At 36.4% G+C, this 13405-nt stretch carries 16 protein-coding genes; 3 read left to right on the top strand and 13 right to left on the bottom strand.

What is annotated here, in order from left to right:
• From F9B91_RS05390 to F9B91_RS05345, 10 genes are all read right to left on the bottom strand, one after another.
• Entirely contained in the window at positions 1-2448 is a 2448-nt protein-coding gene (locus F9B91_RS05390) for an ATP-binding protein (protein ID WP_000331160.1), read from the bottom strand.
• The gene (locus tag F9B91_RS05385; RefSeq protein WP_000723888.1) at positions 2432-2824 is read right to left on the bottom strand and encodes a conjugal transfer protein; all 393 of its coding nucleotides are present in this window, start codon (positions 2822-2824) and stop codon (positions 2432-2434) included. Before F9B91_RS05385 ends, F9B91_RS05390 begins: the two co-directional genes overlap by 17 nt.
• A gap of 88 nt (positions 2825-2912) precedes the next feature.
• Positions 2913-3410, bottom strand: a complete 498-nt coding sequence (locus tag F9B91_RS05380; protein ID WP_000342539.1) for an antirestriction protein ArdA — start codon at positions 3408-3410, stop codon at positions 2913-2915.
• A gap of 116 nt (positions 3411-3526) precedes the next feature.
• Positions 3527-3748, bottom strand: a complete 222-nt coding sequence (locus F9B91_RS05375; protein WP_001009056.1) for a hypothetical protein — start codon at positions 3746-3748, stop codon at positions 3527-3529.
• A gap of 42 nt (positions 3749-3790) precedes the next feature.
• Positions 3791-4996: a MobT family relaxase gene (gene mobT, locus F9B91_RS05370; protein ID WP_000398284.1), complete on the bottom strand. Its 1206-nt coding sequence runs from the start codon at positions 4994-4996 to the stop codon at positions 3791-3793.
• Positions 4997-5018: 22 nt separating this feature from the next.
• Positions 5019-5138: a conjugal transfer protein gene (locus F9B91_RS05365; RefSeq protein WP_079261586.1), complete on the bottom strand. Its 120-nt coding sequence runs from the start codon at positions 5136-5138 to the stop codon at positions 5019-5021.
• 79 nt (positions 5139-5217) lie between these two features.
• Positions 5218-6357 (bottom strand): tyrosine-type recombinase/integrase, encoded by a 1140-nt coding sequence (locus tag F9B91_RS05360; protein ID WP_047209537.1) that lies wholly within the window; start codon positions 6355-6357, stop codon positions 5218-5220.
• Complete coding sequence (locus F9B91_RS05355) at positions 6344-6547, bottom strand: DUF3173 family protein (protein WP_000998327.1); 204 nt, start codon at positions 6545-6547, stop codon at positions 6344-6346. Before F9B91_RS05355 ends, F9B91_RS05360 begins: the two co-directional genes overlap by 14 nt.
• Positions 6544-7536: a hypothetical protein gene (locus tag F9B91_RS05350; RefSeq protein WP_000799121.1), complete on the bottom strand. Its 993-nt coding sequence runs from the start codon at positions 7534-7536 to the stop codon at positions 6544-6546. The genes F9B91_RS05355 and F9B91_RS05350 overlap by 4 nt, the downstream gene beginning before the upstream one ends.
• A 225-nt stretch (positions 7537-7761) precedes the next feature.
• Positions 7762-7944: a hypothetical protein gene (locus F9B91_RS05345; protein ID WP_000204836.1), complete on the bottom strand. Its 183-nt coding sequence runs from the start codon at positions 7942-7944 to the stop codon at positions 7762-7764.
• Between the two features lie 219 nt (positions 7945-8163).
• Here F9B91_RS05345 and F9B91_RS05340 point away from each other — a divergent pair, with 219 nt between their 5' ends.
• The 3 genes from F9B91_RS05340 (at position 8164) to F9B91_RS05325 (ending at position 10643) form a co-directional block, all read left to right on the top strand.
• Positions 8164-8466, top strand: coding sequence for a helix-turn-helix transcriptional regulator (locus F9B91_RS05340; RefSeq protein WP_125381737.1), 303 nt, complete (start codon positions 8164-8166; stop codon positions 8464-8466).
• Positions 8467-8740: 274 nt separating this feature from the next.
• Positions 8741-10219, top strand: a complete 1479-nt coding sequence (lsa(C), locus tag F9B91_RS05330; RefSeq protein ID WP_150922694.1) for an ABC-F type ribosomal protection protein Lsa(C) — start codon at positions 8741-8743, stop codon at positions 10217-10219.
• 103 nt (positions 10220-10322) lie between these two features.
• Entirely contained in the window at positions 10323-10643 is a 321-nt protein-coding gene (locus tag F9B91_RS05325) for a TfoX/Sxy family protein (RefSeq protein WP_000168528.1), read from the top strand.
• Between the two features lie 295 nt (positions 10644-10938).
• Here the strand turns inward: F9B91_RS05325 and F9B91_RS05315 are convergent, their stop codons facing one another.
• The 3 genes from F9B91_RS05315 to F9B91_RS05305 are packed head-to-tail and all read right to left on the bottom strand — an operon-like array spanning position 10939 to position 13069.
• On the bottom strand, positions 10939-12324 hold the full coding sequence (locus F9B91_RS05315) for an FtsK/SpoIIIE domain-containing protein (RefSeq protein ID WP_000813488.1): 1386 nt from the start codon (positions 12322-12324) through the stop codon (positions 10939-10941).
• Positions 12325-12352: 28 nt separating this feature from the next.
• Positions 12353-12739 carry a YdcP family protein gene (locus F9B91_RS05310; RefSeq protein ID WP_000985015.1) on the bottom strand — a complete coding sequence of 129 codons (387 nt, stop codon included), beginning with the start codon at positions 12737-12739 and terminating at the stop codon, positions 12353-12355.
• Between the two features lie 15 nt (positions 12740-12754).
• Positions 12755-13069 carry a YdcP family protein gene (locus tag F9B91_RS05305; protein ID WP_000420682.1) on the bottom strand — a complete coding sequence of 105 codons (315 nt, stop codon included), beginning with the start codon at positions 13067-13069 and terminating at the stop codon, positions 12755-12757.
• Positions 13070-13405 lie beyond the last annotated feature (336 nt).

Genomic DNA, 13405 nt, shown 5'->3' with positions numbered 1-13405 from the left:
TTACACCTCTTTTCGCACAGGTGGTCTGGTATCAAAGGCATGGAGCAGTTCTTCAAATACAGGGTGGAACTGTATCACACCGACACGACCATATAAATCACTGATAAGGCATTGCCCGTTTTCCAAATCACGCAATCGCTTCTGATTGTTTTCGTCCTCTGGGTCTACACCAAAAAAGGCTAAGGTCTTTTTAATCTCGTTAAGGTCAGTGGAACGAAATGCAAATTTTAAGCCGAGGTTATTTTTCAGTTTTTCATCTAAGAGGTCGTCTGTATTTTGGGTCACGAAATATACCCCAGCGTTCATAGCACGACCAGCCCGAACCAGCTTCATAGATAGTGTTTTTCCTTGTGCTACCTGTAAAAAGCTCCATGCTTCGTCTAAATCTACAATCTTGAAAATGCTTCGGTCTGTATGGATAAAGTCTAAAGCAAAGGTACTAATGACAATCAGCATAGCAACGGATAAAAGCTCCATAGTGGTATATTCCTCAAAGGAAGTTTCCTTGTCGGGAAGTACCAAGTCCGCAACCTGTATAATGTTCAGTTGTTTTTCTAAGCTGATAGACTGCTCCACATAACCATTACTGAATAATAAATGTGCAAAGTCATAGTCTGTAAAACTTTCGATATGGTCGGCTATACTGGTACTTAGTGGCGTATTCTCAACCCGTAATTCCTCAATCACTTTCATCAACCCTCGTACTTCACTATTGGTTACTGCACGAATGGCTTTTCTAAGGATTGGGAAGCGTTCCCCATCACGAGAGGAAATCCCCGTAAGGAATGTCAGAATATCAATAGCCAGTGATTCAGAATCTTTGGGATTTTTCATAATCACATAAGGGTCAAGTAAGCCTTTGTTTTTCTCATCAGAAGTCAGAGTGACGATATTGATTTCATGGGAAATCTCTGGCAAGGTTTCTTTCCATCTGCCACGTTCTGCTTTTGGGTCTACAATCACTGCTTGTGCCCCATAAAGCACCGCATAATAGACGATAAGGTTATTCGCAAAGGATTTACCACCACCCAGCGAACCAACAAAAGCCGACGCTAACGCATTGGTTACTGAACCCTTAACCCCTTGACTGGCAAGAGCAGGTTTCAGATAGACATTGCGTCCAGTATCTAAGCTGTAGCCAACATAAATCCCCTCATTTTCCCCCAGCATTTGAGTAGCACCAAAACCTAAACCAGCGAGGAAATCAGAGGTCACGTATTGAATATAATCATTCATATAACGCTTGCTGGCAGGTAAAAATTCTTCATGTAAGCCGAGCATATCCCCAAATGGTCGTACCAGTTTTACGCTTAAATCGTCATAAAAATCTTTCACTTCATTACAACGACGTTTGAGTTCGTCAAGATCATTTGCTGATACCCTTACCACATAAGACAGCTTGTACATAGATTCCTTGCTTTGGTCTAAATTGGTTTCCAGCTCATTCACACTTTCCAGAGCTTCCGCCACATTGGAGCTGGTTTCATTATCACTTTGCCAAGCGTGGTTATCCAAGTCTTTCAGTTCTTTCTTTTTATTGCGGACAGTAGATAGGGCTTTACGATTCGCTACAATTTCCACATTCATTGACGTATCAATCGGGAATGTAAATTGCTGTTGCTGGTAGTAGAAGATTTCAGAGGACGGGAAGTCCAGTTCTCCGACAATGCTGTTAATGGTAAAGTAAGCTACATAGACGGTTTCATCTTCCTGCTGGATTTTCAAATATCGCTGTTTTTCTTCCACCAAACAGCGAGTAGGCTTAATCAAGTCATAGTATTTAATCAGCGTTTCATTATCCAGCTTTTTCTTTGATAGATGGTACTCATACTCTTCATAGGCAGTGCCTGTCTGTCCGTAAAGGTGTTCAATCAGATAGCCGAAGTCGTCCTTATCTAACCTGCGGATTTTGAAACGACGAGAGATTTTATTTTCTAAGAGCTTTTCCATCTTCTGAAAACGCAGGATTTCATCATTACTCATACTAACAAAATCGCCCATCAGCTTATGGTTCACATCATAGACAAAATCAGACAAAGCATTTTTTGCTTCAACGGTAAGACTTTTCATAGAAAACTCCTGATCGTTGAGAAGCAACTTAAAGCCGATAAAGAAACGGTAGTTCACTTGATTTTCGCCAATCATGGATATTAAAGCGTCTGTCTGTTGGTCGATTTTGTCATAGGCAACCGCTTTGAGCTTGCCAGTGACTTCATTTTTGGAACGCTCTTGTGCAGAACGTATGCTGGATTCTGTACTGATTTGTAAAGCATGAATTTTGCCATCACGATTTTGTGCGATAAGCTGTCTGAAAGAATCATGCACTTGTATTTTCTGTTCTGGACTTAGAAATGAGTAATTGTAAGGAACAAGCTCATAGTAAGCATAACATTCCCCGTCTTTATTCCAGACGAGATTGTTTTCAATGTATTTAATTGGATATGCCATAAAATTCACTCCTAACTGCTGTAATGGCTTCTTGTGGCTGGTTTCTGCCAAGCGTTACTTTTTTTCCTGCATAGGTCAGCTTTGGTCGCAGTGCATAAGCAATGACAGACTTCAAAAATCCATAAGGCTTTTTACCATCAAAAGTTTTTGTAGACATAAACCATGTGAAAGCCACAGGAATCCCAAAGTATTTGAGAAATGCTCCCTCTATCATGGAAAGAGGGGGCAAGTTGCCAAGTATCATCACTGCAAAGAGTGACACGACAAACCATGTCATTTGCGTAAAGGTTATGGGAAACGGAAGTCTAAAATCATTGATAGAATACAGTACCTTTTCCACAGACCAGATACTGGTATAGCTTCGTATTTTCTTCATGTAATCAATCCTTTCATAAAAAATAGGGGTAGCTGATTGAGCCACCCCGTAAAATAGAAAATCTGCCAGTAGTAATGTACCGACAGATTTAATAGACGATTTCAAAAATCCCATGATTGGTTGAGATAAACGTTCCTGAAAGGTCTAAATCCCGACCATAGGCTTGATAATCAATATAGTTTTGAAGACTAGCTGGTACTTCGCCTAAAGCACCCGTTTCTTCAATGTAGTAGCGTGCCACGTCATACATATCATCACAATCGGAATGAATGATAATATCCTCTTGATGTTCGCTTAGTTCTTCAATGCTTGAAAAATGAGTGAGCAGAGCAGATAGCTCCGATTGTAATTCTTCGGGTAATTCCGATACCATTTCCCATAGTCGATTGAGTTCGCCAATGGAAGTGTATTCGTCAACCGTAAAGGGTAACTCGTAGTCATGAATGGCGTATTCCTCATATTCATCATTCAAGCCGATTTTCTCTTTGACTTCCTCAAAGTCAATGGGAAAGGTAAACCACGCACCGACCAATTCGCCCTCATTGTATTTGCCTAAATTCGCAATATAGACTTGCATATCGTCCATATATTCACGTCCTTTCTTTGTAGAGATTCAAAAATCCCTACCGCACTTCGTTTGGTGTACCATTCCTTTGCGGAACATAAGAAAACCACTTATATTCCACAAAAGAACGGTTTTATTTAAGCACCAATAATGCGATTGAATAGCTCTAGTAAAATGTCTTTTACTCCAGCAGCGTTGAAGACTAAGCCAACCGCAATAATCGCAATAATTAAAAAGCCAATCAGTTTGCTAAACTCACGCTTGAAGCCAAGATACAAGCCAATCACAACGATTGCTAAAAGCACCAGTGATTGAGCGTTTGATAGAAACCAGTTATAAAGGTTTTGTCCAAAATTCATAAAAATGTTCTCCTCTCTATATTCAATGAATTTGTATTTGAGTTATTTTTTTGTTGTTATCACGTCCTGTTCTTTTACTGACTGTTGCTTCAAAATCTGCTTGTGTCGGTCTGTCAGTTTCGCATGGTCGAGAATGTCTTTTACAACCTGCGTCTGGTTGATTTCATCAAGTTTAATCGCAACCTTTAAGGTCGGGGCAACTTGATGAGATAGCCAGTTCAGCGTCCTTTGGAAGGAGTAAGGCTCTGGTTTTGTGGTTAGTTTTAATCGTTCACGATTGTTCCCAATAAACCAAGCCCATTCTTCATTCAGTTTCCAATCAGAACGAGGTTTGGAATCGTCTTTATCTACAAAACGGATATACCGATTGATAATTTTAAAGGCGGTATGCTCTGGATTGTCATAGACGAGTAAATCACGGACTGCATAATAGGCACGCTCATTTTTCAATCGAATCTCAAAACGGTTTTTTACTTCTGCGTCTTCAATGGGAATATCATTTTTCTTGTACTGCTCGTAGTCCTTTTCATAGATACAGAAATAAACTTCACTTTGTAATGAACCGATATAGAGGGTGTTTCCCATACATTCCTTTTCCTCTTTGCGTACCAGTTCGCCACTGCGATAGCTTTTAAAACTGCGGAAGACGGAGATACATTCTTCCTGTTGGCACTTTTCAGTGAGTACAGGGATATTTAAAATCCCTGTCTTATCGTTAATGGCAAGGTCAAGGCGTTTCATCACACCGCCAGCCACCAAAACGTCCATAAAGAACTCATACCAGCTTCTTTGTTGTGCCAGAAGATAGCTTTCAAATTGTCTGCACCCACGACCTTTCAATTCCACCAGAACTCCTTTGTCCAGTTCATGGGAGCAAAGGACGAATATGTCGCCTAAAGCATAATGCTCTGAATAAGAATAGAAACCATAGTCCTCATGAAGAAAATAGGACAGTTTCAGTTGTAAGATGTTTTCGACCACCTGCTGTACGTCTGTTGTCGGAAAGCGAATTCTTACATAATCAAACAGCATTTCAAGGGGAGCGTCGGGATTGAAGCGTTCCAGAGCTTCCCAAAGGGACTGCTGTAAATCCTCTGATGGCTTGACTTTTCCTGTTTCAATATCGCTTAGATACTGCCTTGTAATACCAGTCGCAACAGCTAAACGGTTTTGAGATAGTCCATAAGCCAAGCGTTTTTCTTTTAAATGCTGTAACCAAGTTTGTTCATTCAGTAAAAATCCCTCCAATCAAAAAGGCGTATGTCAACTTTTAAAGCCCATTTGACATACGCTGAAATTTTGTAAATCCCTTGTAACCAAAGGATTTTCTAATGTTTTTTTGACTGTTTCCTGTCGATTTGTACCCCCCTGTTAGAAATAGTGGGAAAATATGAAAAAAAGCCCTTTAAAATGAGGCTTTTGAGGTGTATTTCCTTTTTTTTGGTAGCTAATTTGGTAGCCAAAGATATTTAGTCGATAAAATCACTTGATATGAGATTGAGTTTATCTGTTAATTCGGAATCAGCGTTTGGGTATAAATGACTATAAATGCTAAGTGTAGTTTTGACATCAGAATGACCTAATCGTCTTTGAATATATAGAGCATTTACATTATATTCATTAATAAGTAATGACGCATGGGAGTGTCTTAAACCTTTTGGTTGAATGTATTTAACTCCTGCACGTTTAGAATATTTTAGAATCTGGTCTCTAATACTACGTTTACGATATGGATTTCCATCAAGTGATAGAATGAATGGTATCTTGTCAACTTTTGCTTGTCGTTCTTTCCATTCCTTAAGTACATTTAGAGTATTATCATCAAGGCCAATGGTTCGTCTGGAGCTTTCAGTTTTTAGTTTGTTACGCCGAACCCAATTTTCACGGTTTATGTACTGTAAGTTGTGATTGATTGCTAGAGTTTTCTTTTCAAAATCTACATCTTCCCAATAAAGAGCAGTCGCCTCATTTACACGCATTCCTGTAAAATAATAAAGCCAAAAAAGTGTATAAACAAAGTGCTCAAAATAACTTTTTTTATCAAGTGATTGTATTACTTTTTGGAACTCGTCTTTTGTCCAAAAATCTATATGTTTTTTTATGATTGGAATTGGACTGATATTACTTGTGGGAATTTCATGAAAAATCAACCCATATTTTTTTGCAGTTTTCAAAACTTGATTAAGCAATGTCATCTTGTTTCTTGCATATGAATTTGAATATCTCTCTAATAAACCATTTCTATAATTAATCACATCATAAGTAGTAATTTCTCTAGGTTTTTTCTTACCAAAGTATTGAATAAATTCATTGAATATAACTTGACGTCTGTGTTCGAGATCCGGACTTGTTGTAGCGTAATAATTTGGCATAAAAACTTCTTCCATAAACTGCTTAAAAGTCCATTGAGTATGCTTAATTCCTCCTTTTTGTTGTATCTTATTCAAGGCTCTTGTACGTGCTTCAAAGGCTTCTTTTGCGGTTTGAAAACCACGTCTACGTTCTTGATAAGGTTTACCAGTAGCTAGGTCAACTCCAGCTTTAAAATAATAAGTATATTTGCCAGTCTTATCATCTTTCGTAACACCGGTATATCTAGTTTTTGACATGTAGTTCCTCCAATCCAAGTATCTCTGCTACAACTGATACTGGAACTGTTCCAAGTCCTTTATTATTATAAAAATCGAATCCACGTTCAACCATAATATGTTTTGCTTGCCGTAAAATATTATAAGCAGTCCATTTTGAAAAACCTAAGTCCATAATTTCTTGTACTGTCATAGTTAGCTTATCGTTCATAAGTCAGTTTCTCCTTTACTAGTAAGTTCTAGGAATTCTCCTATTAATTGTTTGAGTTCATTATTTAATCGTGGGGTTTGTTCTTTAAGTGCATCTTGTAGTTCTAAAGAAAATGAGCTACTATCAAATGCTTTTAGGTGTTTTCTAAGTCTGGTCTTTTTCACTCTAATAGTGTTAGGTTTCAGGTAGGGGAATAATTCGGGTAAGAGTGCTGGTTCATGAAGAAAAATATAGGCAAATGCTTTGCTATCATCTGGAACACTTGAAAGACTAAAAAAGCTAAAATTCTCCAATCGTTTAGAAATCTCTGAAATGGTTTCCTCGTTTATAGCCTTTGTTCGTAGTTGGAACTCTAACCGCCACCAAAAGGGTTTGATTTCTATATCTAATTTATCAGCTCTTTTGTGACTTAGTACCTCTATATTCTTATCGTACAAACGTACTTGAACGTTACTACCACTTGCCCCCCAGTATTTACTTTCTATATTGCCCCCTCTACCGTAGAATATTTTATGACTAACCCCTCCTTTGATATGTTGTAAAAAAACTATTTCTGGCCTATTAAAGATATCAAAAGCAAGATCTAATCGTGACAGTCTAATTTCTAATCGATTTAATCGAGCGTAATTCATAATCTGCCTCCACACTTGTAAACCCTCAAATTCTTTTAGTGAGTTTGGGTTGAAGTCTAGGCGTATGACTTGATAACCACCATAATCAGAAAGTTGGAAGAAAATTAGATTTATACTATCTTCGTTTATCGTTTTATAAAGAGTAAAATAGTCTTCTTTTAGATTTTCTTGAATACTAAATTCTTGAATTATATTATCGAGTGATTTTCGTAATTCACGAAATATTCGTCTAAGTGATTGGTTCTCACTATCAAAGATTACTGTTAATCGGTCAATGCTGATATAAATAGATTTTTCTAGTTTTGATAAATCTACTTGACTTTGATATTCTCGTAGAGATTGAATGGTATTTTTCAATGTAACGCCTCCTTTCTATGCTTAAAATCTGCGTAATTCGTTGCTACTATTGATTTTTGCCGACGACTCGTTACTTAGGGCGTTGCCTTAAGTGTATCTGATTGCTGGCTGTTAGAAACGCCAGTTTTTATGTTAGAGATTGGGAGAACTTCGAGCTTCGGGCGCTCTGCCTTCGGCCCGCGCCCTTGCACTTGTCTCCCAATCTCTAATTTATTAGTTTTTAAACTACCCAAAATACTTGTCTAGAAACTGCGAGAGCAATTCAAGTGCTCTAAGCTCAATTTCTTCATTTCGAATATCTTCAAATTCATTATCATTTACTTGAATATATTCTTCTAAACTAGGCGAATAAAAAGAATGAGTATTGTTAATTTTGTTGTTTTGAAATGTAAATTGTGTTGATGTCATAATATCCTCAATCTAGCCATATTTCGCTTCTTATGGACTTTTTATTACCATTTTGGTATAATTGTATTGGTTTTAAACGAAAGCCTCAGAACGCTTTGCAGAGCTTTCTGGGGTGTTTTTGCATATTCATAAGCTAACTAGTATTACCTATTTTGTATGCTTTGTTTTTATATAACCATTTTGGTTATAAGTCAATAGAAAAACGAAAGGAATTTTAAAATGTTAAAAGACAATATAAAAAAAGCCCGACTAGATGCAGGACTTACTCAATTAGAAGTTGCTGAAAAGTTAGGTGTGGCTCAAGCTCAATATGCTAGGTGGGAGAACGGGGGGAGAAATCCAAGGGATGATACAGTAGAGAAACTAGCTGAAATCTTAAATACTTCTTTTGAGATTCTTAAAGGACGAGATGATGGCCTTGAGGAGATAGTTAGTTTATTGAGAGAGCATGAATTAACAGAGGAAGATAAAAACCAAATTATTAGTCTTTTACAGGACTTCTTAATAAACAAGTCAAAATAATGCATTGGTTGGAGGATTAAAAGTAAATAACATCCGAGAACAAAAAAAGCAAGCTAAAGCATTTATTAAACGCTGGGAAAACCGTGGCAATGAAAGACAAGACAGTCAGTCATTTTGGCTTGATTTGCTCCAATCTGTTTATTGAATTGATAAATGAGAAGATTAAAGCGTTGTAGGAAAATAGATATTTTATGAGGAGGCGAGGCAACTTGAAAGAATATATTGTAAGTTTGGAAAAAGAAATAATCAAATCTGAATTTGAGGGGGTGTTTTTATGTCAACAATTAAAATTGAAAACCTTACTTTCTCATATTATGGCTATGTAAAACCTGTATTTGAAAATGTATCATTTTCATTTGATACGAACTGGAAAACAGGGCTAATAGGAAGAAACGGAATTGGGAAATCAACACTATTTAAGCTGCTTCTAAACCAAGAAGTTTATAAGGGGAAAATCAGCAAAAGTGTTGACTTTATTAAATTCCCACCCAATTTAAGTGATACTTCAAAATTAGGGATTGAGTTATATAGAGAACTAATATCAGATGAGGAAGAATGGAAATTATTTAGAGAACTTCATTTGCTAAATGTAGATGAGAACCTTGTTTACAGAAAGTTTGAAACACTATCCAAAGGAGAACAAACAAAAATCCTTTTGGCTATTTTGTTTACAAGAGAAGATGGTTTTTTACTTATAGATGAACCAACAAACCATTTAGATATGGATGGAAGAAAAAATGTCAGTGAATATCTGAAAAGTAAAAAAGGTTTTTTGCTCATATCTCATGATAGAGATTTTTTAGACGGCTGTATCAATCATGTTATTTCTCTTAACAGGAATTCTATTGATGTTCAATCAGGAAATTTTACATCTTGGTATGAAAACAAATTGATGAAAGACCAATTTGAAATTAGTGAAAACGAGAAATTAAGAAAAGATATTAAACGATTAAAAGAAGCTGCAAGACAAAGTAAAACTTGGTCTGATAAAATTGAAAACACTAAAAATGGTGTGAAAGTATCAGGTGTAAAACCAGATAAGGGACATATAGGTCATCAGTCAGCCAAGATGATGAAAAAATCAAAGAATTTGGAAAAGAGACAAAATAAGGCAATAGAAGAAAAACAAAATTTACTAAAAGATATTGAAACAAAGGAAAGTCTATCATTGCATTCATTACATCATCATAAAAATCCTCTAATATCGGTTAGCAATTTATCATTATGCTATGGAGAAAGACAGATATTAAGCGATGTAAGTTTTGAGATAAAACAAGGAGATATAGCAGCTATATATGGGGGTAATGGTAGCGGAAAATCAACCTTGATTAAAATTTTATTAGGTCTAAATAACGAGTATTCAGGTGATGTAAAATTAGCAAATAATTTGAAAATATCGTATATTCCTCAAGATACATCAAATTTAACAGGTAGCTTAAATGAGTATATTCATCAGCAAGGTGTTGATGAAACATTGTGCAAAACAATTCTTAGAAAATTAGGTTTTGCAAGAGAATTATTTGAAATGGATATGAAGAACTATAGCGATGGACAAAAAAAGAAAGTTTTAATTGCTGTAAGTTTGTCAAAGGCAGCTCATATATTTGTTTGGGATGAACCATTAAACTATATAGATGTAATATCAAGAATACAGATTGAGGAAATTATAAAAGAAGCAAATCCTACACTCATATTTGTGGAACACGATAAGCGATTTGTAGAGGATATAGCCAATAAAATCATACGATTATAAACTAAATTAGAACTCCCGGTTTGTCGAGATAATACCTTTTAACGATAACCTTATGCTATTGTTAAAAAGAATGAAATTCTAGTAATTAAGGGAGATAGAAAAAATGGCTTCAAGTAAAGAATATTTAGATTTCATTTTAGAACAACTATCCGAGTTGGAAGAAATAACATATAGAACAATGATGGGCGAATATATTGTTTATTATCGCGGAAAAATTGTTGGTGGAATTTATGATGATAGGTTTTTAGTGAAACCTGTTGAATCTGCAATAGCATATATGCCAAATGCAAAGTATGAGTTACCATATGATAGAGCAAAGGCAATGCTATTGGTAGATGATGTTGACAACAAAGAATATTTAACTGGCTTATTAAATTCGATGTATGATGAGTTACCAGCACCAAAACCAAAGAAAAAGAAATAATCAAATTAGAATTTACGAGGATAAAATAAGTCATATATATGTAAAATTGTTGACAGTAGTAGTTAATTTTTCAGAAACTCAGTAATAATGTATATTACTAAAAATCATATTAAAAATAATTCAAATTTATTGGTAGCCTTTTGGTAGCTAAACAGACAAAAGTTAATATCTTCATAAAAAAATACAGTTAGAGAATGTTGATTTATCAGCATTCTTTTTTATTTCAAATAGTTTCTCGGAATTAGATACGGGGGGTTAAGTGCTGGCGTGGCTATTGCCACACCAGCCAGCAAGATCAGTCCACACCTGCGACTTCCGCTTCGCACGTCGCCTGCGTGGACTGTCTGCTGTTGGATAACTTTTTAATTTCCTCCAAGAAATCATATCCTTTTGGTACAAGGGGAGTATAAAACTCTGATATGACACTTGTTCCTACATCAACATAGCCACGACCTTTGATTCGCTTTAAGAAGAAATCCTTTTGTACGTCACTGCCAAACATCATGCCATAGCCCATTTCAGACATACGACCTAAAGCCACTCTGAAATTAAACTGATCACGGATTCCGTCGCCTAAATATTTTGCGTCTGGACGTTGACAAGCCAGTATTAGAAAGAAGCCAGCTTGACGACCTAACATGACAATCTGTTTCAGCTTATTCATAACTGCGGTGTTTTCTTTTGTTCCCAGCATTTCCATGAAAGCGACGTATTCATCAAAGATTAAGAAGTGTGCCGGGAGACCTAAGTAAGCATAATTTTTGCCAGTCTTATAGTTCTTCATCTGCTTCATTTCCTCACTACGTTTCATCATTTCTTCATAGAATGTTTCAATGCAAGAAAGCAAGTCTTCTTTTCTATAGTAGACATTTGCCATCACAGAACCTAAGTCCGCAAGGTCAGCATTTTTCGGGTCAAGAATATACAGTTTTGAATCTGTATGAAGCAAGGCTTCAATCAGTGTCAGTATAAAGTAAGTTTTACCGCCACCTGTACCACCAGCAATCAACATATGAGGGAGCTTATCATATTCCCACCATACGTTTTTCATTAAGCGAAGTTTACCATCTTTAGCTTCTACTTCATCAATAGAAATACGACTGGCTATGGTGTCATAGAGCAAAGTATATTCCACATAGGAATCCTTTAACTCTTTATCCGTCAGCTCACAGTACAAGCCACTCTCTAATTTCTTTTCCAAGTGTAAGAGTTGGTCTTGATATTTTCCCAGCGTGATTTCCACCCGTATCTGTATCAAGCCATTTTTAAGTCGATAATACATTTTAGGGAAGTAGGTTATCTTTTCCTTTGTACGACCAGCACTATCTTTAAAGAAACCCTCTGTTTTGACCTGTTCAGATTCATACCACTTGTTTTCAAGTATCATCTTTGCCAGTTTTTGACGGTGGTAAAGTTGTTTAACCGTATCATAGCGAACCCGTTTGAATACAAACGCTACCAGCAAGCAGATAAGAATTGCGACACTGAAACTGATAATTAAATAGGGAATGTCAATCTTATCTGCTTGTGATAGGTTAAAATCCTGCCAGTTGATCTGCTGGATTGTCTTCACATGAAACAGTCCGACAACCAGCAGGAAAACAGGCAGGAGTGACGCTATCGTAAAATGAAAGACTAAATCTTTACCAGATGGGCGAATCCTTTTACCACGCTGTTTCATGCGAAAAAGTCTCCTTTCTACCTAGCGACTATTTGTCTTGTGTCGGTTCTTTCTTTGCTTGTGGTTGAGCTTTGAATGAACTAGAATCCTTTGTCAGCACAATATCGTCTGCCTTGATATACCAGTCAACATCTGCTCCTTGATAGGTGGCAGTAGCAACGGTGTCCGCAATGGGATTGATAAGTTCCACCCGTGCGTTATAATCAAACTCTTTCAAAGGCACGCTGGCAGGAATACTTACTTGAATCATGCGTCCTTGTCCTTTGGATTTTAAGTCATAGGTACGTTCCTTGATTTCATCTGAAACCGACCCGTCTTCATTTTGGATTCTCACTTCACGACGTAGAGCAGAGAATTTCAATTCTCCAAAAGTCGTGTCTTTATCTAATACAATGCCATTTGCTAATCTCATCATTTTTCCTCTCTTTCTTTATTCTTTTATCATGTCGTCAGCATGTAAAAGGTAATTTGTAAAACCACGAGTGCCGATTTTGTAGCCCTCTGCGGTAATACGTGGATTGACTAACTTCACACGTTCCTCAAAGCCGAAATGTTTTTCGCCAGCTTCAGCAGGAAGCACCACCACAATATCATCTGCTCTTTGAACATCAGAATAGAGATTATAGCTTCTTGATAAGACAGTTAGCCGTCCGTTGATTCTTCGCTGAACGACTTTATCCTCGCCAGCAAATTCTAAATTGCCGAATGTTTTTTCCATGTTGGGAATCACAAATTTAAGTTCCATATTTTTACCTATCCTTTCTTTTTTATTGGCTGAATGAATGTTTGATGGTCTTAAAGAGTGGGGAACGACCTTTTGATTCTTGATTTTTTGTTTTCATAAGTTCACTTCCTTTCAAAATCGGGTAAAAAAATAGACACCTCATTTTTTGAAGTGTCTACCTATTAAATATTCAAATTTTATTGGAAGTATCTTTATATCTTCACTTTTCAAGGATAAATCGTCGTATCAAAGCTCATTCATAAGTAGTAAATTAGTAGTAAATTGAGTGGTTTTGACCTTGATAAAGTGTGATAAGTCCAGTTTTTATGCGGATAACTAGATTTTTATGCTATTTTT

The organism is Streptococcus mitis, from assembly GCF_008763935.1.
In the GTDB taxonomy this organism is placed as follows: domain Bacteria; phylum Bacillota; class Bacilli; order Lactobacillales; family Streptococcaceae; genus Streptococcus; species Streptococcus mitis_DB.
This window is presented reverse-complemented; position numbering and strand designations above follow the sequence as displayed.

Excerpts from the sequence above, each read along its gene's own strand:
- F9B91_RS05390 (WP_000331160.1), bottom strand. The coding sequence starts at position 2,448 with ATGGCATATCCAATTAAATACATTGAAAACAATCTCGTCTGGAATAAA.
- F9B91_RS05385 (WP_000723888.1), bottom strand. The coding sequence starts at position 2,824 with ATGAAGAAAATACGAAGCTATACCAGTATCTGGTCTGTGGAAAAGGTA.
- F9B91_RS05380 (WP_000342539.1), bottom strand. The coding sequence starts at position 3,410 with ATGGACGATATGCAAGTCTATATTGCGAATTTAGGCAAATACAATGAG.
- F9B91_RS05375 (WP_001009056.1), bottom strand. The coding sequence starts at position 3,748 with ATGAATTTTGGACAAAACCTTTATAACTGGTTTCTATCAAACGCTCAA.
- F9B91_RS05360 (WP_047209537.1), bottom strand. The coding sequence starts at position 6,357 with ATGTCAAAAACTAGATATACCGGTGTTACGAAAGATGATAAGACTGGC.
- F9B91_RS05355 (WP_000998327.1), bottom strand. The coding sequence starts at position 6,547 with ATGAACGATAAGCTAACTATGACAGTACAAGAAATTATGGACTTAGGT.
- F9B91_RS05345 (WP_000204836.1), bottom strand. The coding sequence starts at position 7,944 with ATGACATCAACACAATTTACATTTCAAAACAACAAAATTAACAATACT.
- F9B91_RS05340 (WP_125381737.1), top strand. The coding sequence starts at position 8,164 with ATGTTAAAAGACAATATAAAAAAAGCCCGACTAGATGCAGGACTTACT.
- F9B91_RS05325 (WP_000168528.1), top strand. The coding sequence starts at position 10,323 with ATGGCTTCAAGTAAAGAATATTTAGATTTCATTTTAGAACAACTATCC.
- F9B91_RS05315 (WP_000813488.1), bottom strand. The coding sequence starts at position 12,324 with ATGAAACAGCGTGGTAAAAGGATTCGCCCATCTGGTAAAGATTTAGTC.
- F9B91_RS05310 (WP_000985015.1), bottom strand. The coding sequence starts at position 12,739 with ATGATGAGATTAGCAAATGGCATTGTATTAGATAAAGACACGACTTTT.
- F9B91_RS05305 (WP_000420682.1), bottom strand. The coding sequence starts at position 13,069 with ATGGAACTTAAATTTGTGATTCCCAACATGGAAAAAACATTCGGCAAT.